The sequence below is a fragment of the Pseudomonas sp. CFBP13508 genome (assembly GCF_005233515.1).
Classification (GTDB): domain Bacteria; phylum Pseudomonadota; class Gammaproteobacteria; order Pseudomonadales; family Pseudomonadaceae; genus Aquipseudomonas; species Aquipseudomonas mercuritolerans.
In genome coordinates, this window is the sequence record NZ_QFZZ01000005.1 from 346,357 (window position 1) to 367,001 (window position 20,645).

Below are 20,645 nucleotides of genomic sequence, written 5' to 3' on the forward strand. Positions count from 1 at the left end.
GCAGTTTAGAGGAAGAGTCCGGGGCCCGGGCGACTTCCTTCGGGGAATCTGACGCCCACTTTGCCGATCTTGTTCCCGTCCATGACCGCGACCGTCCAGTGGGTGTTGTTCCACTCCACCTGGTCGCCGACGATGGGAGCACCCCCGACTTTTTGCGCAATGAACGCACCCAGGGTCATGTCCGGATCGATGCCTTCGGCCGGCAAGCCATACAGCGCTGCAACCGCTTTAAGCTGGGCGTCTCCTTCGAGCACGAAGTCGCCGAAGAAACGCAGATCGAGGCCGCGTTGCGGCGCCTGGCTGAACAGTTTGCCGAGGGCGGGCAAGTTGTGTTCATGACCGATAACACACAGCAAATCATCGACTTCCAGCACCGTACTACCCGACGGATGGAGCAATTGCTGGCCACGAAACAGCGCCGCGATGCGTGTGCCTTCGGGCATTTTCAGCTCACGCAGGGGCGAACCGATGCACCATTTCTCCGCGCCGAGCTTGTAAACGAACAGTTCCCACTCGCTGGTGACGTGCACTTCCAGTGCCGCCCGGGATATCGGTGCGGGTTCTGGCGGAACGGTCACCTTGAGTAATTTGGCCACCCACGGCAGGCTCGTGCCCTGCACCAGCAGCGACACCAGTACGATGAAGAACGCCAGATTGAAATACAGCTGCGCTTGCGGCAGGCCGGCCATCAGCGGGAACACCGCGAGAATGATCGGCACCGCGCCGCGCAGGCCGACCCAGGAAATAAAGGCTTTTTCACGACCATGGAAGGCCTTGAACGGCAGCAGGCCGACCATCACCGACAGCGGCCGCGCGAACAGAATCATCCACAGCGCCAGACCGAGGGCGGGCAGGGCGATCGGCAGCAGATCGTGGGGCGTGACCAGCAGGCCCAGCACCAGGAACATGCCGATCTGCGCCAGCCAGGCCATGCCGTCGAGCATGTGCAGAATGCCGTGGCGGCTGCGCACTGGGCGGTTGCCGATCACCAGGCCGCACAGGTACACGGCGAGGAATCCGCTGCCATGCAAGGCGTTGGTCAGCGCGAACACCACCAGACCGCCGGCGATAATCAGAATCGGATAGAGCCCGGCGGCGAGATTGATGCGGTTGACCAGTTGCAGCATCACCCAGCCGCCGCCCAGACCGATCACGCCACCGATGCCGAACTCGCGGATCAGGTGGGTCAGCAGGCTCCAGTGCAGGCCGGTCTGGCCGCTGGCGAGCATGTCGATCAGGGTCACGGTGAGGAACACCGCCATCGGGTCGTTGCTGCCGGATTCGATTTCCAGACTGGCGCTGACCCGTTCGTTAAGGCCTTTACCGCCGAGCAGCGAGAACACCGCAGCGGCGTCGGTCGAACCGACGATGGCGCCGATCAGCAGGCCCTGAATCAGATTGAGATCGAACAGCCACGCAGCGGCCATGCCGGTCAGCCCGGTGGTGATCAACACCCCGACCGTGGCCAGCGACAGCGCCGGCCATAACGCCACGCGGAAACTCGACACCCGCGTACGCAAGCCGCCGTCGAGCAGGATCACTGCCAGGGCGAGGTTGCCGACCAGATAGGCCGTCGGGTAGTTATCGAAAATGATCCCGCCACCATCGACCCCGGCCGCCATGCCGACCGCGAGAATGATGACCAGAATCGGAATGCCGAGACGTGAAGAAAGAGAACTGACAAGAATGCTTGCGCCTACCAGCAACGCGCCGATCAAGAACAGGCTGTTGATGGTCGTCGCATTCAAAGGCAGTACTCCAGAAGCGTAAAGACGAGGCACAAACTGACCATGCAGTCTGCGTGCCAGCGATTCTAACCTGTTGAAATGTGATGCTGTCAAAAAGGATTTCAGGAGGGCATCAGGATTTGCGGCAGGCGGACGATTGCGGCCCTCACCCTAGCCCTCTCCCAGAGGGAGAGGGGACTGACCGCGTTGATCATGCGAGATACATCGACCTGAAGCTCCTGAGTCGAACTCAGGTTTGAACAGCACAGAGATCTGCTCCCTTTCCCCCTCTCCCTCTGGGAGAGGGCTGGGGTGAGGGGCTTTTGATCTTGATCTGAAAAGTTACAGGCTGAACCGCCCAACCATATTGTTCAGATCCAGCGCCAACCGCGACAGCTCATTGCTCGCCGCGCTGGTCTGATTGGCGCCGGTCGCCGACTGGACCGACAGATCGCGGATGTTGACCAGATTGCGATCGACTTCCCGCGCCACCTGCGCCTGCTCTTCGGCAGCGCTGGCGATGACCAGGTTGCGCTCGTTGATTTCGACGATGGCACTGTTGATGGTGTCCAGCGACATCCCGGCGCCACGGGCAATATTCAAGGTCGATTCGGCGCGCTCGGTGCTGTTGCGCATCGAATCCACGGCGTGTTCGGTGCCGCTCTGGATGCTGCCGATCATGCGTTCGATTTCGCTGGTCGACTGCTGGGTGCGATGGGCCAGAGCACGCACTTCGTCCGCCACTACGGCGAAACCACGACCAGCCTCACCGGCACGGGCCGCTTCGATCGCTGCGTTCAAGGCCAGCAGGTTGGTCTGGTCGGCCAGGCCACGGATTACGTCGAGCACTTTGCCGATGTCGCGGGACTCATTGGCCAGGTCGCCGATCAGCGAAGCGGTGCTCTGCACATCGGCGCTCATGCGTTCGATGGCGCTGACGGTTTCCTGCACCAGATCCCGGCCGTCGCCCGCCGAAGTGGTGGCGTTTTTCGAGGCTTCCGAGGTGCTGACCGCGTTGCGCGCGACTTCCTCGACGGCGCTGGTCATCTCATTGACCGCAGTGGCGGCCTGCTCGATTTCGTTGTTCTGCTGGGTCAGGCCGCGAGCGCTTTCGTCGGTCACGCTGTTCAGCTCTTCCGCGGCAGACGCCAGTTGCGTGGCCGAACCGGAGATGCGCTGCAGGGTGTCGCGCAGCTTCGATTGCATCTTCGCCATCGCCGCCAGCAGGCGCCCGGCTTCATCTTCGCCATCGACATGGATCGGCTGGGTGAGGTTGCCTTCGGCGATGGTTTCCGCCGCCTCGAGTGCCTTGGAAATCGGCTTGGTAATGCTCACGGTCAGCAGCCAGGCGAACAGCAGGGTCAGGCCGCTGGCGATCACCAGCAAGGTCACCACCAGATTGAACGACAGCGAATACTGATCCTTCGCGCCCTGATCAGTCTCGGCAATTTGCTGGGTATTGATCTCCAGCAGACGCGCAAGTGCGGTGTTGACGGCCTCTGAGTTGCTCAGCAAATCGCTGTTGAGCATTTGCCGCAGTTCGTCGATCTGATTGTTGCGCGACAGGGTTTTCATGCGCTCTTCAAGCTGACGGTACTGCGCCAGCAATTGCACGTATTGATCGTACGCCGCACGTTCCTGCGGGCCTTCGATCAGTGGCTCATACGCGCGTTGCGCATCCGCGATCTGGCGGTTGCGCATGTCGAACAGTTCGATGGTTTTCTGCTGCACGTCGGGTTCGCGGTTGATCAGCAGGCGGTAAGAGAGCACGCGCAGGCGCAGGGTCAGTTGGGTGAATTCGTCCAGAGCCTTGATCGACGGCACGCTGGCGGTAGCGATGTCTTCGCCGGCCGCGCGGATCTTGCTCATCTGGTTCAGCGCAAACACGCCGAGGATCAACATCAGGCCGCCGATCAGGGCGAAGCCGGTGAACGCCCGTGGGGCGATATTCATATTGCGAAGGGACATGGGCGGATACCGAAAAGGGCCGCATCCATGCGGGCTGAGACTGCTGTATGGGTGACTTATCGGTCATACGACTAAAGTCTTGAGGTGGTGTGCGTATTTGTCGCAGACACGCTTGAGCGACGAAGTGCAGGAACCAGATCGACCAATCACAGTCTTTTAAACTCGCGAGAAGCTTCGCCACCCAGGAAAATCAAGGCCTTGCGCCGGTTTAAGCCTGGCATCCGTGGTGACTTTTCTTTATCGTACGCGCCCTTTGAAAAACGCTTGGAAGATCAAAATGTTGGAAGCATCCCTCAGCCAATTGGAACAGCTCGTCAGCGACCTCGTGCAACAGAACCAGACTCTGCTGCAGACCAACCAGACTCTGTCCACGGAACTGGCCCAGGCCAAGGATGAAAACGAAAGCCTGCAACTGAACCTGATGGAGCAGGAAGAAAAACACGGCGCCACCGCCGCGCGCATCCAGGCACTGGTTGATCGCGTCAATGCCGGTCCTGTCAGCGCATGAACCACGGCACAGCAGGGGTAAAAGTCATCTCCATTCTTGGCGAGGACTATTCGATCAAGGCACCGGCCGGGGAAGAACAGACCCTGCTGGACGCGGCGATGATGCTCAAGGCAGCGCTGGAAGACACCAAGCGCAAATACCCGACGCTGATCGGCGACCGTTTGCTGGTCCTGGCGGCGATGAATCTGTGTTCGCAGCAGATCGAAATGAAGAAGCAGCACCAGGAAGAGCTCGACCGTTATCAAGAGCAAGTCAGCGCCACGGTCGACACCATTGCCAAGACGATCAGTCAGGGTTGACTCGCTTTTCGCAGCGCCTCGGTACATTGAGGCGCTGAACATGCTGAGGTCTTGTTGCTATGAGGCTTGGAGTATTGGCTGCCAGTAGACTTTTGTTGTCCATTCTCCATCGGATTGCTTGATGAACTCTGAGTGGGAAACTCTATAGGTGGTATTTTCGATCGTCACTTCATCACCCTTGGAAAGCAGGTGGATATATTCTGCCGACGGAATTGGCTGAGCTGTGCTGTACGTCGTGCCTGCGAGGGTGGTGATCGTAATTTTGTAATGGATTACCGGGAAAACCATGACCTCGGTGAAGTGCCTGCGAATAATCATCGATTGAGAAGTCGAGCTCCCGACAAAGTCGCCAATGAGCGCCGATTTAACAAACGTATCGTTGTCAGCCATTGCCTGAATAAAATTCTCTCGTCGACCGGTGTCAGTCATGTTCTTTCTCCTGCTATGGACGGCTTGGATCTGCGACGCGGATGCTTGTCACAGACGTGAAACCGTGAATCTAAGCCACCCGATGCAAGTTGTAACCTGTCAGACTTGACAGTGAATCCCTAGATATAACGGCCTGCTTCTTGCTAGTAAGGATACGGCTGTACCGAAGGTTGTGTTTTATTCTGATGCTCTTTGTATACAATCGGCACGGCTGTTGCAGTGGTTCAGGCTCTTATTCTTCGGGGGTGATCCATGCAGTGGTGGCGACGCAGTATTCAATGGCAGTTGATTCTCGGCATGGGCGCGGCCCTGCTGATCAGCATTGTGATCGTGGTTGGCATTTATACCCTGGTGGTCAACCGCCTCGCCCAGAGCTATCTGGTCGAGCAAGCGCTGCCGTCGAGCATCGAAGCGACGCGCAACGACATCGAGCGGATCCTCGTACAACCACTCACCGCCGCCAAAGACATCGCCAGCAACACCATGGTGCGCGACTGGCTGGCGACAGGCGAAGACAGCAGCAAAACCGCGCTCTTCGCGCAATATCTGGAAGGCATCCGCGCCGAACACAGAGCGTTCACCGCGCTGATCATCGGCACCGAATCCAATCACTACATCACCGAAAAAGGTCTGGATCGAACCCTCAGTCGTGCCAAACCGGCCGATGCCTGGTTCTATTCCTTTCTCGACAGCAATCAGCCGCGCACCCTCAATATCGACAACGACGGCGCCACCGGCGAACTGGCCTTGTTCATCGATCTGAAGGTCGAGCAGGCCGGCAAAGTCGTCGGTGTCGCCGGGCTTGGGCTGAGCATGAAAGAGCTGTCGGAGCTGATCCACAACTTCAGTTTCGGCGAGCGCGGCAAGGTCTATCTCGTGCGTTCCGACGGTCTGATTCAGGTCCATCCTGAGGCGCAGTTCAGCGGCAAACGCACCTTGACCGAGCAGATTGGTGCCAATGCGGCACAAGCGCTGATGGGGCACAAGGATGCGGTCAACAGCAGCTTCCAGCGCGACGGTGAAGACTTCCTCGCCTTCAGCCTGCCGTTGCGCGATCTCGGCTGGACGCTGGTGGCCGAAGTGCCGCAGTCGCAGATCTACGCCGAAGCACGCAAAGCGATGTGGATGAGTGGCGGCATCGGTCTGCTGGTGGCGCTGGTCTGCCTGGCGTTGGTGGTGTGGCTGGCCCAGGGGCTGGTGCGACCGATTCGACAAGTAACACGGGCGCTGGTGGCCATCGGTAGCGGTGGTGGAGATTTGACTCACCGGTTAGATTCCAGCCGTGCCGATGAGCTGGGCGACCTCGCGCGCGGCTTCAACCGTTTCCTCGACAGCCAGCGCGCAATGATCGGTGAAGTGCTGACCACCAGCGAGCGCTTGCGCACGGCCGTAGGGCAAGTGGCGACGGTGGTGGACAACACCGCCGAGCGTTCCGGCCGGCAGCAGGAAATGACCGACATGGTAGCCACTGCCGTCCACGAAATGGGCCTGACTGTGCAGGAGATCGCGCAAAACGCCGGCAACGCCGCGCTCGCCTCGCAAACTGCCCGTGATGAAGCGCTACAGGCGCGGGAAGTGGTCGGTGGCTCGATCCGTCATATCGAAAGCATGTCCGATGAAATCGGCGTGGCGGCGGGCGCAGTGGGTGAGCTGGCGCAGCAAGTGGCGTCGATCGATTCGGTACTGGCGGTGATTCGTGGCGTTTCCGAACAGACCAATCTGCTGGCACTCAACGCGGCCATCGAAGCCGCCCGTGCGGGTGACATGGGCCGTGGTTTCGCGGTGGTCGCCGATGAAGTGCGCACCCTCGCGCGCCGAACCCAGGCCTCGACCGACGAAATTCAACTGATGATAGGCAGCCTCAAGCAAGGTGCGGAGAACGCCGTGTCATCGATGCGCACCGGTCAGGCCGCGACCGGCACCGGGGTTGAATCGAGCCAGCGCACCGGTGCGTCGCTGACGGCGATCACCGGTCAGGTCGAGCGCATCAGCGATATGAACCATCAGGTGGCGACGGCAACCGAAGAGCAGTCCGCGGTGACTGAAGAGATCAACCGCAACGTGCAGGGGATTTCCGATCTGGCACGGGCGACGGCGGGGGAGGTCAGGGCTTGTCGCGAAGACTGCCAGATGTTGCAGAAACTGGCGGATGATCTGGCGCGGCAGATGGGTGGGTTCAAGTTGAGCTAAAGGATCAAGATCAAAAGATCGCAGCCTTCGCAGCTCCTACATTGGAATGCGTTTCCTGTAGGAGCTGCCGAAGGCTGCGATCTTTTGCTTTTAGAACCACGCGTCCCGCATCCCCAGACACGTATCATCCCGCGCCTCCAGCAAGTCCAGCTCATGCTGGCACCCCGGTACTTCCCATGTCAGGAAATACCGCGCCGCCTGCAACTTGCCCTTATAGAAGTCGACATCCGCCGCGTTCCCTTTGGCCAGGCCTTCCTCGGCGCGGATCGCCTGCTCCAGCCAGCGCCAGCCGATCACCGCGTGACCGAACACCTTCAGGTACAGCGCCGAGTTCGCCAGGCTGCTGTTGACCTTGCCTTGGGCCAGATCGGTCAGCAGGCCGATGGTCACGGTTTGCAAGCGGGCAACGAGTTTCTCCAGCGGTTCGCGCAGTGCGGTCAGCGAGTCGTACGCAGTGGCGCGTTCGGCAGTGTTGGCGATCAAGCGGATCAATTGCTTCAACCCGGCGCCACCGTTCTGCGCCAGCTTGCGCCCGAGCAGATCCAGCGACTGGATGCCGTGGGTGCCTTCGTGGATCGGATTCAAGCGGTTGTCACGGTAGTACTGCTCCACCGGGTATTCACGAGTGTAGCCGTGGCCGCCAAGAATCTGGATCGCCAGTTCGTTGGCTTTGAGGCAGAACTCCGATGGCCAGGATTTGACGATCGGCGTCAGCAGGTCCAACAGCTCATGAGCCTGTTTGCGTTCGGCTTCGGTTTCCAGCGTGGTGGTGTCATCGAACAAACGCGCCGCATACAGGCCGAGGTCAAATGCACCTTCGACGTAGGATTTCTGCGTCAGCAACATGCGTCTGACGTCCGCGTGCTGAATGATCGCCACCGGCGCCGTGGTCGGATCCTTGCTGTCCGGCACCCGGCCCTGCGGACGCTCACGCGCATATTCCAGCGAATACAGGTAACCGGCATAGCCGAGCATCACCGCGCCCATGCCGACGCCGATCCGCGCTTCGTTCATCATCTGGAACATGTAGCTCAAGCCATAGTGTGGCTTGCCTACCAGATAGCCGACGCACTCGCCGTTATCGCCGAAGTTCAGCGCCGTCGATGTGGTGCCGCGCCAGCCCATCTTGTGGAACAAACCGGCGAGCAGCACGTCGTTGCGCTGGCCGAGGCTGCCGTCGTCGTTGACCAGAAACTTCGGCACGATGAACAGCGAAATACCTTTCACCCCCGGTGGGGCGTCCGGCAGCTTGGCCAGAACCATGTGCACGATGTTTTCCGACAGCGGGTGATCGCCACCGGAAATGAAAATCTTGTTGCCCTTCAGGCGATAGGTGCCATCGGACGCAGGCTCGGCGCGGGTGCGGATATCCGACAGCGACGAACCGGCATGGGGCTCGGTCAGGGCCATGGTGCCGAAGAAACGTCCGTCGATCATCGGTTGCAGGAAGCGTTGTTTCTGCTCCTCGCTGCCGAAGCTCTCGATCAGGTTGGCCGCGCCCATGGTCAGGAACGGGTACGAGGTCGACGCTGCGTTGGCGGACTGAAAGTGCGCGAAGCAGGCTTGCGACAGCAGGGTCGGCAATTGCATGCCGCCGGCCTCGAAGCTGCGTGCGGCGTTGAGGAAGCCGGCCTCGAGAAAGGCATCCACCGCTGGTTTCACTTCGGGAATCAGAATGGCCTGGCCATCTTCATAGCGCGGCTCGTTTTCATCGCCCTTGCGGTTGTGCGGGGCGAAATACTTTTCGGCGATGTTGCGCGCGGTGCCGATGGCGGCGTCGAAGGTCTCGCGATTGTGCTCGGCAAAGCGCTCGCGCCGGGTCAGGCCCTCGGCATCGAGGACTTCGTACAGCTCGAAAGCCAGATTGCGGGAACTGAGCAGCGTCTCGGACATGGCGGCCTACCTTAAAGAAAGTATGCCGCAGTCTAGGTAGGCCCATAAAAATGGGGAAGGAAGATAGATAAGGGTGATGGGGCGGCACAAGCCACAAGCTTCAAGCTGCAAGTAAGAGCAGTTTGCTTCTACTTGCAGCTTGCAGCTTGCAGCTTGCAGCTTGCAGCTTACAACTTGCCGCTGCTGCTTAACCTATCGTCATCAGACTGGCATTGCCTCCAGCAGCAGCCGTGTTGACGCTCAATGCCCGTTCGATCACCAGACGCTCCAGGGCAATGTTGGTCTCGCCCTGAGACAGGCCCTGAACGCCAACGATCGCGCCGCCACGCTGGGCGATCTGCTGGCAGACGCCGCGCAACTGGTCGGAGTGGCCGTGATGCAGTACGGCATCGAACACCACTTCGTCCTTGTTCCAGTCGGCAACGCGCTTGATCCGCGCCTGCACTTCTTTAGGCAGACGGGCGAACAAGGCCTTGCTCAGCTCGGTTTCCGGCCACACTGCCGAACCGCCCACCGCCAGCACCGCCGCCAGTTGCGTCAGCAGATCACCTTCAACTTCCGCCAGGCACAGCACGTGTTCGCGCGGCAGGATCGCGTAGCTGTTTTTCTCGCCGGTCGGGCCCGCCAGCACGCGGGTGATACCGCTCTGCGATTGCGCAGCGTACTGAACGCACAGGGTGCTCAGGTCAGCGAACTTGTTGTTGTCGGCCCAGGCTTTCAGGGCGTTCAACGATTGGCTCATGGCATCGCGCAAACGCACGTCCGGGGCGCTGATGGCGTCACCGCGAGCGAAGGATTGCTCGATTGCGTCGCTAGGACGCGTCGACAGCAAACGGTACAGATACAGCGGGCCACCGGCTTTCGGGCCAGTACCCGACAGGCCTTCGCCGCCGAACGGCTGCACGCCGACCACGGCACCAACGATGTTGCGGTTGACGTAGACGTTACCGGCGTTGACGTTGTCGATCACCTTGGCGATGGTCTCGTCGATGCGCGTGTGCACGCCCAGCGTCAGGCCATAACCGGAGGCGTTGATCTGGCCGATCAGTTGATCCAGCTCCTTGCGCTTGTAGCGCACCACGTGCAGTACCGGGCCGAAGATTTCGCGTTGCAGTTCGTCGAAGCTTTCCAGCTCGATCAGAGTCGGCATGACGAAGGTGCCGCGCTTGACCTCTTCGCTGTCGGCAATCGCCACCTGGTAAACATTGCGACCTTTGTCGCGCATGCCTTGGATGTGCTTGTCGATGCCGGCCTTGGCTTCGGCGTCGATCACCGGGCCGATGTCCACGGACAGACGCTCGGGGTTGCCGAGACGGCTTTCAGCCATGGCACCTTTGAGCATTTCGATGACGCGATCGGCGGAATCTTCCTGCAGGCACAGCACGCGCAGTGCCGAGCAACGCTGACCGGCGCTGTCGAAGGCCGACGACACTACGTCGATCACCACTTGTTCAGTCAGTGCCGAGGAGTCGACGATCATCGCGTTCTGGCCACCGGTTTCGGCGATCAGCGGAATCGGACGGCCCTGGCTGTCGAGGCGCCCGGCGATGTTGCGTTGCAGCAGACGGGCGACTTCGGTGGAACCGGTGAACATCACGCCTTTGACGCGTTCGTCACCGACCAGACCGGCGCCGACGGTTTCACCGCGACCCGGCAGCAGTTGCAGCACGCCTTCCGGAATGCCGGCTTCGAGCATCAGGCGCACAGCCTGAGCTGCCACCAGTGGGGTTTGTTCGGCCGGTTTGGCCAGCACCGGGTTACCGGCGGCCAATGCCGCAGCGACCTGGCCGCTGAAGATTGCCAGCGGGAAGTTCCACGGGCTGATACATACCACCGGACCCAGTGGGCGGTGGGCGTCATTGCTGAAGTCGTTGCGCGCCTGCACGGCGTAATAACGCAGGAAGTCGACCGCTTCGCGCACTTCGGCGATGGCGTTGGCGAAGGTCTTGCCGGCTTCACGAGCCAGCAGGCCCATCAGCGGCTGGATCTCGCCTTCCATCAGGTCAGCGGCACGCTCCAGAATCGCCGCACGTTCGGCCGGCGGGGTGGCCTGCCAGATCGGCGCGGCGTTCAGCGCACATTGAATGGCATTGTCGACGTCTTCGACGGTGGCTTCTTGAACGTGACCGACCACATCGCGGTGATCGGAGGGGTTGAGAACGGCGACCGGCGTTTCGTTGCTGGACGCGCAACCGAGCATCGGCGCGGCTTTCCAGTCGTTGTGCGCGGTGGCGAGCAGGGCGCAGGACAGCGAGGCCAGACGATGTTCGTTGGCCATGTCGATGCCGCTGGAGTTGGCGCGCTCGGCACCGTACAGATCACGCGGCAGCGGAATGCGCGGGTGCGGCAGGCCGAAACCGCCTTCGACGGTGGCCATCTGCTCGATCTGCGCAACCGGGTCGGCCACCAGTTCCTGAATCGAAATTGACTGGTCGGCGATACGGTTGACGAACGAGGTGTTGGCGCCGTTTTCCAGCAGACGACGCACAAGGTACGCCAGCAGGGTTTCGTGGGTGCCGACCGGTGCGTACACACGGCACGGACGGTTCAGCTTGCCCTCGGAAACCTTGCCTACAACTTGTTCGTAGAGCGGTTCGCCCATGCCGTGCAGGCATTGGAATTCGTACTGGCCCGGGTAATAGTTCTGACCGGCGATGTGGTAGATCGCCGACAGGGTGTGGGCGTTGTGCGTAGCGAATTGCGGGTAGATGACTTCCGGTACCGACAGCAGTTTGCGTGCGCAAGCAATGTAGGAAACGTCGGTGTACACCTTGCGGGTGTAGACCGGATAGCCTTCCAGGCCTTCGACCTGGGCGCGCTTGATTTCGCTGTCCCAGTACGCGCCTTTCACCAGGCGGATCATCAGGCGATGGCGGCTGCGGCGGGCCAGATCGATCACGTAGTCGATCACGTACGGGCAACGCTTTTGGTAAGCCTGGATAACGAAACCGATGCCGTTCCAGCCAGTCAGTTGCGGCTCGAAGCACAGGCGCTCGAGCAGATCCAGCGACAACTCGAGGCGGTCGGCTTCTTCGGCGTCGATGTTCAGGCCGATGTCGTATTGCTTGGCCAGCAGGGTCAGCGACAGCAGGCGCGGGTACAGCTCGTCCATCACCCGCTCGTACTGCGCACGGCTGTAACGCGGGTGCAGCGCCGAGAGCTTGATGGAAATGCCCGGGCCTTCATAAATCCCACGGCCGTGTGACGCTTTGCCGATCGAGTGGATCGCTTGTTCGTACGACGCCAGGTATTTCTGCGCGTCGACTTCGGTGAGTGCCGCTTCACCGAGCATGTCGTAGGAGTAACGGAAGCCTTTGGCTTCGAACTTGCTCGCATTGGCCAGCGCTTCGGCGATGGTTTCGCCGGTAACGAACTGCTCGCCCATCAGGCGCATGGCCATGTCGACGCCCTTGCGGATCATCGGCTCGCCGCTCTTGCCGATGATGCGGCTCAGCGACGAAGTCAGGCCGGCTTCGTTGTGGGTGGAGACCAGTTTGCCAGTCAGCAGCAGACCCCAGGTCGCAGCGTTGACGAACAGCGAAGGGCTGTTGCCCAGGTGCGGATGCCAGTTGCCGGTGCTGATCTTGTCGCGGATCAGCGCATCGCGGGTGCCTTTGTCCGGGATGCGCAGCAGCGCTTCGGCCAGGCACATCAGCGCCACGCCTTCCTGGGACGACAGGGAGAATTCCTGCAGCAGGCCCTGAACAATACCGGCACGACCGCCGGCACTTTTCTGGTTACGCAGTTTTTCCGCGATGGTCGCGGCGAGCTTGTTGGTGGCTTCGGCCATCGGGGCTGGCAGGCGCGCCTGTTCGATCAGCATCGGCACCACTTCCGGCTCGGGGCGGCGGTAGGCGGCGGTGATCGAAGCACGCAGAACCGATTGCGGCAGGATGCTTTCGGCGAATTCGAGGAAGCATTGGTGAGCGTGATCGGTCTGCACTTCGCCTGCGTCATCGGCGTCTTTGGCGGTCAAACCGTTCAACTCGGTCAGGGTTGCACCACCCTCGAGTTTTTCCAGGTAATTGAAAATTGCCTGCTTGATCAGCCAGTGCGGCGTGCGATCAATCGAGGTTGCGGCAGCCTTCAGGCGCTCGCGGGTCGGGTCATCGAGTTTGACCCCAAGGGTGGTGGTAGCCATATTTTTATCCTCATGGTTGCCACAGTTGCGTGGCATCAGCTGGCCGCAAGATTAGCCGTGCGTTGAATGAGGTGCAACCGGGTGCAACCCTTTTTTTGCCGGAATAATACGCAGCTCGTCAGGAATTAAATTCTGGAACGAAAGTGCTGCTCCTGCTTGGTGCTTTTGCTTCTAGCAAAGAGCCATGACTGCCACAAAAGGGAGCAAAAACGGGGTGTTCGTCGATTAATCCGAATGGGTGCAACTAATTCTCGCGAAACTGGTTGCACCTTATTTGCTTTGTTGCATAGCATTCGCCGCCAAGGTGCAACCGGGAATAACCCGGTGCATCGGCTGATGGCTTTCCTGGGGAAACATCAGTCTTAAATGCGCGGGATCCCGGATCGTCTGCCAAACGTCGTCGTTTGCGAGCGGTTCACCACCGCCGCTACATAAAAACAAAGCCAGGGCGTAACTCAATGAGCGTAAGCAATCCAACCCTGATCACATTCGTGATCTACATCGCAGCAATGGTGCTGATCGGCTTGATGGCCTATCGCTCCACCAACAACCTTTCTGACTATATTCTCGGCGGTCGCAGCCTCGGCAGCGTTGTAACCGCGCTGTCTGCCGGTGCTTCCGACATGAGCGGCTGGTTGTTGATGGGCCTGCCGGGCGCCATCTACATGTCCGGTCTGTCCGAAAGCTGGATCGCCATCGGCCTGATCGTCGGTGCCTACCTGAACTGGCTGTTTGTCGCCGGCCGTCTGCGTGTGCAGACCGAGCACAACGGCGATGCCCTGACTCTTCCGGACTACTTTTCCAGCCGTTTCGAAGATAAAAGCGGCTTGCTGCGGATCATCTCGGCGATCGTGATTCTGGTGTTCTTCACCATCTACTGCGCTTCCGGCATCGTCGCCGGTGCCCGTCTGTTCGAAAGCACGTTCGGCATGACCTACGAAACGGCGCTGTGGGCCGGTGCGGCGGCGACGATTGCCTACACCTTCATCGGCGGTTTCCTCGCGGTGAGCTGGACCGACACCGTCCAAGCCACGCTGATGATCTTCGCGCTGATCCTTACGCCGATCATCGTTCTGCTGGCCACCGGCGGCGTCGACACCACGTTCCTGGCCATCGAAGCGCAAGATCCGAGCAACTTCGACATGCTCAAAGGCACCACCTTCATCGGCATCATCTCGCTGATGGGCTGGGGTCTGGGCTACTTCGGTCAGCCACACATCCTCGCGCGTTTCATGGCGGCGGATTCGGTCAAGTCGATCGCCAAGGCGCGTCGCATTTCCATGGCCTGGATGATCCTGTGCCTGGGCGGCACCGTAGCGGTGGGCTTCTTCGGTATCGCTTACTTCTCGGCGCACCCTGAAGTAGCCGGTCCTGTCACCGAGAACCCGGAACGCGTGTTCATCGAACTGGCGAAAATCCTCTTCAATCCGTGGGTTGCCGGTGTGCTGCTGTCGGCCATTCTGGCTGCGGTAATGAGCACCCTGAGCTGCCAGTTGCTGGTGTGCTCGAGCGCCCTGACCGAAGACTTCTATAAAGCCTTCCTGCGCAAGTCCGCTTCGCAACTGGAGCTGGTCTGGGTCGGTCGTGCCATGGTGCTGCTGGTAGCCCTGATCGCTATCGCATTGGCTGCCAACCCGGAAAACCGCGTACTGGGCCTGGTGTCCTACGCCTGGGCCGGTTTCGGTGCTGCGTTCGGTCCGGTGGTGCTGATCTCGGTGGTCTGGAAAGGCATGACCCGCAACGGCGCACTGGCCGGTATTCTGGTCGGCGCGATCACCGTGGTGGTCTGGAAGCATTTCGAACTGCTGGGTCTGTACGAAATCATTCCGGGCTTCATCTTCGCCAGCCTGGCCATCTACTTTGTCAGCAAGGCGGGTGAGCCGACTCGCGGCATGGTTGAGCGTTTCGAGGCAGCGGAAAAAGACTTCCATCTGAACAAGTGATGGACTGAGCTTCGGCTCACATGAAAACGGCCCGCTTCCTAGAGGAAGCGGGCCGTTTTTTTTGTGCCTGTGATTTCTCGAATCCTGTGGAAATCCATTGTGGGAGCGAGCCTGCTCGCGAATGCGATTGATCATTCAATGAATGTATCGACTGACATGCCGCTTTCGCGAGCAGGCTCGCTCCCACAGGGTGGATGGCAGGTTTGATTGAATTGTCTGTAGTCGAACGGCCGAATTAACAAGGTCGTTTCAGCAAACCACGTAGGGCAAATCTGAATTTCCCGTCACCTGCTCGGCACCCCTTGCCCCTCATGCAGAATCGCCCGCCCTCACACTGCAGAGAGACATCGGATGTTCGCGCCTGCCAATCAACCGCGTTTCACGTTGACACTCGAAGGCGCCCGGCATGACCTCAAAGTCCTTGAGTTCACGGGCAGGGAAGCCATCAGCCAACCCTTTCGCTTCGAGCTGGAACTGGTCAGCGAGCGGCCGGACCTGGATCTGGAAAGCCTGCTGCATGGTCAGGCGTTTCTGAGTTTCGATGCTCAGGGTTGCGGTATTCATGGTCAGATCTATCAGGTCGGGCAGGGCGATTCCGGGAAACGTCTGACACGCTATCACCTCAGCCTTGTCCCGCGTCTGACGTATCTGGGGCATCGCATCAACCAGCGTATTTTTCAGCATCAGAGCGTGCCGCAGATCATCACGCAGATCCTCAAGGATCATTCGATCCTGCGCGATGCCTTTGAATTTCGCCTGGGCAGCGAATACCCGGAGCGCGAGTACTGCGTGCAATACGCGGAAAGCGATCTGGCCTTTATCCAGCGCCTGTGTGCCGAAGTCGGCATTCATTACCACTTTCAACACAGCCCCGAAGGCCATTTGCTGGTATTCGGCGACGACCAGACCGTGTTCCCCAAGCTGCCCGAGCCGACGCTGTATCTGCCGGGCAGCGGCATGTCGGCGGGGGCGCCGGCGATTCAACGTTTCAATGTGCGCGTGGAAACCCGCACCAGCGTCGTCACCCGGCGCGACTACAACTTCGAAAAACCACGGCTGTCGCTGGAAAGTCGCAGTGACGGCGAGCAGCGTCCGGTGCTGGAGGACTATCACTTCCCTGGCCAATTCAATGATCGCGAAACCGGCAAACACCTGACGCGCCGCGCGCTTGAAAGGCACGTCGCCGATTACCGCCAGGCCGAGGGCAGCAGCGACGAATCCTCACTGGTCTGCGGGCATTTCCTGCACCTCACCGAGCATCCGCGCAGCGACTGGAATGATCTGTGGTTGCTCACCGCCGTTGAACATCGCGGCCGCCAGCCACAAGTGCTTGAGGAATCGGTGACCAGCGATGGCGAATCCTTCCAGGGCTACCGCAATACTTTCGTCGCCACACCGTGGGACGTGGTCTTTCGTCCGGCACTGTGCCCGGAAAAACCGCGCATGTCGGGCTACCAACCTGCCGTGGTCACCGGCCCAAAAGACCTGGAAATCCATTGCGATGAATATGGCCGGGTCAAGGTGCAACTGGCCTGGGACCGCGATGGCGAATTGAACGAGCACTCCAGTTGCTGGCTGCGCGTCGCGACCGGTTGGGCTCACGATCACTACGGCAGCGTGCTGATTCCGCGCGTCGGCATGGAAGTTTTGGTCGGCTTCATTGATGGCGATGCTGACAAGCCGCTGGTCATGGGTTGCCTGCCCAACGCCGCGACACCGATCCCGCTGGACTTGCCAGCGGACAAGACCCGCAGCATTTTCCGCAGCCAGAGCAGCCCCGGCGGTGGTGGTTATAACGAACTGCGCATCGAGGACAAAAAAGGTGCCGAGGAAATCTACCTGCGTGCCCAGCGCAACTGGACCCAGCACGTGCTCAATGACCAGCAGCTGCAGGTCGACAACCAGCGCAGCGTGGTGGTCACCGGCACTGCCCGGCATGAACTCAAGTCCGACGAGCAGCGCATCACCCACGGCCAGCGTCAGACCGAGGTCAGGCAGGATGACCATTTGTCCGTGCTTGGCGATCAGCAGGTTCGGGTGAACAGCCAGGCCACCAGCGCCTCGGCGCAGATCCACATCAGCGCTGGTCAGCAGGTGGTTATCGACGGCGGGGCGAGTGCGACGATTCAGGCTGGCGGGCAGTGGATCAACATCGGCCCCGGCGGAATTTTCAGCAGCGTGCCGATTGTTGTGGGTGGCTCGCCAATGGCGGCAACGAGTGCGGCACCGGTGGTGCCGGGATTGCCGGAGAAACTGATCGCTGCGTCGGCGGCGGTTCTCACCGCCGCACAGATCATGAGTCTCAAAGGTGATGCGCCTTTCTGCGAAGAGTGTGAGCGGTGCAAGGACGGTGTTTGTGCAGCCTGAAGTACTGACCCCCGAAAATTGGCTGGCGCGGCAGCCGCTGCACGCGTCGGAGCAATTGTTCGCAATTTTCAGCCGCGCCAGCGATGCCGATGCTTTCAAAGCCTGGCAGGGCACGGCGATTCCGGTCTGGGCCGAGACCATTTATGCCGAGTGGGACGCGGTGATGCCCTATGTGGGAATTGTCGCTGCAGACAGTGAGTTTTTACGCTGGGTGATGGAAACCGACTCGCGGGACTGGGGGTGGCTGGCGGTGTCTTCGGCGGATCTTGACGTGCTGGTCGAACATTTCCGCAGCCTGACTCAAGTGCTGATGCCGGACGGTAAAGCGGTGTTTTTTCGCTTTTGGGATGGTCGTTTTCTGCTGCCTGTTTTGCAGTCTGGCGAGGTCAATCCCGCGCAATTGCTGCCGGTCGTTTCACGAGCCTTGATCAATGGCCAAGCCATTGAAATCGGGGGCCGTGCGCTGGTTTCGGGGCGAATCTTTCCGTGGTGGAACGTGCCGAAATCAGTGTTGGCGCAGACTGATGCAAGCGTACGCATCGCCAATGCTTTGCAATGGCTGAGCGAGGAGCAACCGGCCGTGTTCGAGGTGTTTCCCGAGGCTGTTTTGCGCTGCAAGGTCGGGCAGTTTTTCAAATTATCGATGTCGGAAGATTCGTCACGATCGGCGCTTCTGGAGTTTTTGCTGGCAGAGGCAGAGTGAAATTTCGGGGCAAGCGCTTCGGACGTTTCCTTCGAATCGCGGCGGTTTTCATGAACTGGTGCGCGGTAGGTTGCAGGGATAGTCTTTTCGTTGTCACTGCGAGAGCGGTGGCAGGGGGTAGGATCCCGAACTCTGAAGTGCATAACTGCCGCAGGCTGAATACAAGGGTCAAAGCGTATTCATGACAAGTTGACGGCGGCTTTGTGCGGGACACGTTTCGACGTGGCTGATTTGGAGTTCTCAGTTCCTACTCCCGCACATGGCTGCCACCCAAACCCGTAGGAAGGTCAATGGCGGCTCCACTCAGAACTTCGGGGATGCCAAGAATGACAACGACAAAACATGATCCGCCCTACAAGAAAATCACGCCTCACCCCGACAACCGCTTCATGGCCCTCACCGGCAATTGCAGCGACATGCCCAGCCTGTTCGTCGACACCCATGTGCCCCTCGATATCCTCATGGACGCTGCCAACCACCGCATCCGCGCCGTGGTCCAGGTCCTGGAAAACATGTGCATGCGCGGCTCGATCGAATGCGACTCCGTGATCCTCAGCGACTTTGCCCTGCTGTGCGCGATTCCATTGCGGGATGGCTGTGATGTGCTGGACGTCATCGGCAAGCGCCTGCGCAGCTTGCCCGCCTGAAGATCAGAGGATCGCAGCCTCCGGCAGAGTGAGCGCCTATCCCGTGGAGCTGCCAAAGGCTGCGATCTTTTGATGTTGAGGCCCACTCGGCTGCGAACCCCTGACTTGCCGCCCGGTAAAAGGTAAACTTTGCGCCCTTCGCAGGAGCAGCCATGAATTATCGTCACGCCTTCCATGCCGGCAATCACGCCGATGTGTTCAAACACCTGACCTTGACACGCCTCATCGCTCTGATGTCGCGCAAGGAGCAGCCGTTTGCCTATCTCGACACGCACGCCGGCATCGGTCTGTATGACTTGCAGGGCGATCAGGCCAATCGCACCGGCGAGTACCTGGAAGGCATTGCGCGGTTGTGGGATCAGCCGGACCTGCCGGCGCTGACTGCCGACTATATGAAGGTGCTGCACGAGATGAACCCGGATGGCCAGTTGCGCTATTACCCGGGTTCGCCGGAGCTGGCGCGGCGCCTGACGCGGCCGCAGGATCGGGTGATGCTCAACGAAAAGCACCCCGAAGATGGCGTGTTGCTCAAGGACAACATGGCCGGCGATCGTCGAGTGAAAGTCCATCTGGGCGAGGGCTGGCACGTGGCGCGGGCGATGTTGCCGGTGCAGGAAAAGCGCGCGGTGATGCTGATCGATCCGCCGTTCGAGCAACTGGACGAGATGCAGCGTTGCGCGGCGTCGATGAAAGAAGCCATCGGCCGCATGCGCCAGACTGTGGCAGCGATCTGGTATCCGGTGAAGGATCAGCGTGCACTGCGGCGTTTCTATCAGGACCTGGCAGGCACCGGTGCACCGAAGTTGCTGCGTGTGGAGCTGCTGGTGCATCCGCTGGACACGCCGAACAGCCTGAACGGTTCCGGGCTGGCGATCGCCAATCCGCCGTGGGGGCTTGAGGAAGAGTTGCGTGAGTTGCTGCCGTGGTTGTCTAAGAAGCTGGGGCAGACCCAGGGTGGCTGGCAGATGGATTGGTTAATAGCGGAATGAAGCTACAAGCTACAAGCTACAAGCTGAAGCGAAAACAGCGCTTGCAGCTTGAAGCTTGCCGCTAGCAGCTTTTAGTTCGGCATGCACACACCGGTGCCGCCAATCCCGCAGTAACCTTCAGGGTTCTTCGCCAGATATTGCTGGTGATAAGCCTCTGCAAAGTACACCGTCGGCGCCTGGTCGATCTCGGTGCTGATTTCACCCAGACCGGCCTTGGCCAGTTCCGCCTGATACACGTCTTTGCTTTTCAGTGCCGCATCCAACTGCTCCGGGGTGGTCGCATAGATCACCGAGCGGTACTGAGTGCCGATGTCGTTGCCCTGACGCATGCCCTGAGTCGGGTTGTGCAGTTCCCAGAACATCGCCAGCAGTTCTTCGTAGCTGACTTTGGCTTTGTCATACACCACCAGCACCACTTCGGCGTGGCCGGTCAGGCCCGAGCAGACTTCTTCGTACGTCGGGTTCGGCGTGAAGCCACCGGCATAACCGACCACGGTGCTGACCACGCCTTCGCGCTGCCAGAAGCGTCGTTCCGCGCCCCAGAAGCAACCGAGACCGAAGATCGCAAAATCGACGTCCTGAAAGAATGGACCGAGCAGCGGGGTGTCTTCGAAGACGAAGTGTTTCTCCGGCAGGGTCATCGGGGTTTCGCGGCCGGGCAGGGCTTGTTCTTTGGTTGGAAGCACGTTTTTGTTCACCAGAATTTCCGAGCGCAGAACCATGAGCGTTCCTCTCAGTCAGGTTGGAGGTAAAAAGTCAGACCGCCAGTGTGCCGAATGATGCCGGAATTCGCACTATCAAAACTGTGGGAGCGAGCCTGCTCGCGAAAGCGGTGTGTCAG

14 protein-coding genes are annotated in these 20,645 nt (G+C 60.1%); 8 read left to right on the forward strand and 6 right to left on the reverse strand.

Features of this window, described 5'->3' with window-relative positions; genetic code table 11:
* Positions 1-5: 5 nt before the first annotated feature.
* Together PspCFBP13508_RS16780 and PspCFBP13508_RS16785 are read right to left on the reverse strand one after the other, a co-directional pair.
* Positions 6-1,748 (reverse strand): potassium/proton antiporter, encoded by a 1,743-nt coding sequence (locus tag PspCFBP13508_RS16780; protein ID WP_122611048.1) that lies wholly within the window; start codon positions 1,746-1,748, stop codon positions 6-8.
* A 321-nt stretch (positions 1,749-2,069) separates the two neighbouring features.
* The gene (locus PspCFBP13508_RS16785; protein ID WP_076565279.1) at positions 2,070-3,695 is read right to left on the reverse strand and encodes a methyl-accepting chemotaxis protein; all 1,626 of its coding nucleotides are present in this window, start codon (positions 3,693-3,695) and stop codon (positions 2,070-2,072) included.
* 277 nt (positions 3,696-3,972) lie between these two features.
* Here PspCFBP13508_RS16785 and PspCFBP13508_RS16790 point away from each other — a divergent pair, with 277 nt between their 5' ends.
* Positions 3,973-4,203: a hypothetical protein gene (locus PspCFBP13508_RS16790; RefSeq protein ID WP_122508526.1), complete on the forward strand. Its 231-nt coding sequence runs from the start codon at positions 3,973-3,975 to the stop codon at positions 4,201-4,203.
* Positions 4,200-4,502 (forward strand): cell division protein ZapA, encoded by a 303-nt coding sequence (locus PspCFBP13508_RS16795; RefSeq protein ID WP_056787426.1) that lies wholly within the window; start codon positions 4,200-4,202, stop codon positions 4,500-4,502. The genes PspCFBP13508_RS16790 and PspCFBP13508_RS16795 overlap by 4 nt, the downstream gene beginning before the upstream one ends.
* A gap of 57 nt (positions 4,503-4,559) precedes the next feature.
* Here PspCFBP13508_RS16795 and PspCFBP13508_RS16800 read toward each other — a convergent pair whose 3' ends face one another.
* Positions 4,560-4,931, reverse strand: coding sequence for a hypothetical protein (locus tag PspCFBP13508_RS16800; protein ID WP_137215158.1), 372 nt, complete (start codon positions 4,929-4,931; stop codon positions 4,560-4,562).
* A gap of 252 nt (positions 4,932-5,183) precedes the next feature.
* Between PspCFBP13508_RS16800 and PspCFBP13508_RS16805 the strand changes: the two genes are divergently transcribed.
* On the forward strand, positions 5,184-7,121 hold the full coding sequence (locus PspCFBP13508_RS16805; RefSeq protein WP_137215159.1) for a methyl-accepting chemotaxis protein: 1,938 nt from the start codon (positions 5,184-5,186) through the stop codon (positions 7,119-7,121).
* A gap of 90 nt (positions 7,122-7,211) precedes the next feature.
* Here PspCFBP13508_RS16805 and PspCFBP13508_RS16810 read toward each other — a convergent pair whose 3' ends face one another.
* The gene (locus PspCFBP13508_RS16810) at positions 7,212-9,014 is read right to left on the reverse strand and encodes an acyl-CoA dehydrogenase (protein WP_137215160.1); all 1,803 of its coding nucleotides are present in this window, start codon (positions 9,012-9,014) and stop codon (positions 7,212-7,214) included.
* A gap of 187 nt (positions 9,015-9,201) precedes the next feature.
* Complete coding sequence (putA, locus tag PspCFBP13508_RS16815) at positions 9,202-13,155, reverse strand: trifunctional transcriptional regulator/proline dehydrogenase/L-glutamate gamma-semialdehyde dehydrogenase (protein ID WP_137215161.1); 3,954 nt, start codon at positions 13,153-13,155, stop codon at positions 9,202-9,204.
* Between the two features lie 458 nt (positions 13,156-13,613).
* Here putA and putP point away from each other — a divergent pair, with 458 nt between their 5' ends.
* From putP to rlmJ, 5 genes are all read left to right on the forward strand, one after another.
* The gene (gene putP, locus PspCFBP13508_RS16820) at positions 13,614-15,098 is read left to right on the forward strand and encodes a sodium/proline symporter PutP (protein WP_130912154.1); all 1,485 of its coding nucleotides are present in this window, start codon (positions 13,614-13,616) and stop codon (positions 15,096-15,098) included.
* 351 nt (positions 15,099-15,449) lie between these two features.
* Entirely contained in the window at positions 15,450-17,465 is a 2,016-nt protein-coding gene (gene tssI, locus PspCFBP13508_RS16830) for a type VI secretion system tip protein TssI/VgrG (protein WP_137215162.1), read from the forward strand.
* Positions 17,455-18,168, forward strand: coding sequence for a DUF4123 domain-containing protein (locus tag PspCFBP13508_RS16835; RefSeq protein WP_137215209.1), 714 nt, complete (start codon positions 17,455-17,457; stop codon positions 18,166-18,168). Before tssI ends, PspCFBP13508_RS16835 begins: the two co-directional genes overlap by 11 nt.
* Positions 18,169-18,494: 326 nt before the next feature.
* Positions 18,495-18,815 carry a hypothetical protein gene (locus PspCFBP13508_RS16840; RefSeq protein ID WP_101156523.1) on the forward strand — a complete coding sequence of 107 codons (321 nt, stop codon included), beginning with the start codon at positions 18,495-18,497 and terminating at the stop codon, positions 18,813-18,815.
* Between the two features lie 152 nt (positions 18,816-18,967).
* Complete coding sequence (rlmJ, locus tag PspCFBP13508_RS16845) at positions 18,968-19,804, forward strand: 23S rRNA (adenine(2030)-N(6))-methyltransferase RlmJ (protein WP_122508537.1); 837 nt, start codon at positions 18,968-18,970, stop codon at positions 19,802-19,804.
* 71 nt (positions 19,805-19,875) lie between these two features.
* Here the strand turns inward: rlmJ and msrA are convergent, their stop codons facing one another.
* Positions 19,876-20,526 (reverse strand): peptide-methionine (S)-S-oxide reductase MsrA, encoded by a 651-nt coding sequence (msrA, locus tag PspCFBP13508_RS16850; protein ID WP_137215163.1) that lies wholly within the window; start codon positions 20,524-20,526, stop codon positions 19,876-19,878.
* Positions 20,527-20,645 lie beyond the last annotated feature (119 nt).

What these genes read in the sequence shown, in the direction of transcription:
- PspCFBP13508_RS16785 (WP_076565279.1), bottom strand. Translation starts at nt 3,695, where the DNA reads ATGTCCCTTCGCAATATGAATATCGCCCCACGGGCGTTCACCGGCTTC.
- PspCFBP13508_RS16790 (WP_122508526.1), top strand. Translation starts at nt 3,973, where the DNA reads ATGTTGGAAGCATCCCTCAGCCAATTGGAACAGCTCGTCAGCGACCTC.
- PspCFBP13508_RS16795 (WP_056787426.1), top strand. Translation starts at nt 4,200, where the DNA reads ATGAACCACGGCACAGCAGGGGTAAAAGTCATCTCCATTCTTGGCGAG.
- PspCFBP13508_RS16800 (WP_137215158.1), bottom strand. Translation starts at nt 4,931, where the DNA reads ATGACTGACACCGGTCGACGAGAGAATTTTATTCAGGCAATGGCTGAC.
- PspCFBP13508_RS16805 (WP_137215159.1), top strand. Translation starts at nt 5,184, where the DNA reads ATGCAGTGGTGGCGACGCAGTATTCAATGGCAGTTGATTCTCGGCATG.
- PspCFBP13508_RS16810 (WP_137215160.1), bottom strand. Translation starts at nt 9,014, where the DNA reads ATGTCCGAGACGCTGCTCAGTTCCCGCAATCTGGCTTTCGAGCTGTAC.
- putA (WP_137215161.1), bottom strand. Translation starts at nt 13,155, where the DNA reads ATGGCTACCACCACCCTTGGGGTCAAACTCGATGACCCGACCCGCGAG.
- putP (WP_130912154.1), top strand. Translation starts at nt 13,614, where the DNA reads ATGAGCGTAAGCAATCCAACCCTGATCACATTCGTGATCTACATCGCA.
- tssI (WP_137215162.1), top strand. Translation starts at nt 15,450, where the DNA reads ATGTTCGCGCCTGCCAATCAACCGCGTTTCACGTTGACACTCGAAGGC.
- PspCFBP13508_RS16840 (WP_101156523.1), top strand. Translation starts at nt 18,495, where the DNA reads ATGACAACGACAAAACATGATCCGCCCTACAAGAAAATCACGCCTCAC.
- rlmJ (WP_122508537.1), top strand. Translation starts at nt 18,968, where the DNA reads ATGAATTATCGTCACGCCTTCCATGCCGGCAATCACGCCGATGTGTTC.
- msrA (WP_137215163.1), bottom strand. Translation starts at nt 20,526, where the DNA reads ATGGTTCTGCGCTCGGAAATTCTGGTGAACAAAAACGTGCTTCCAACC.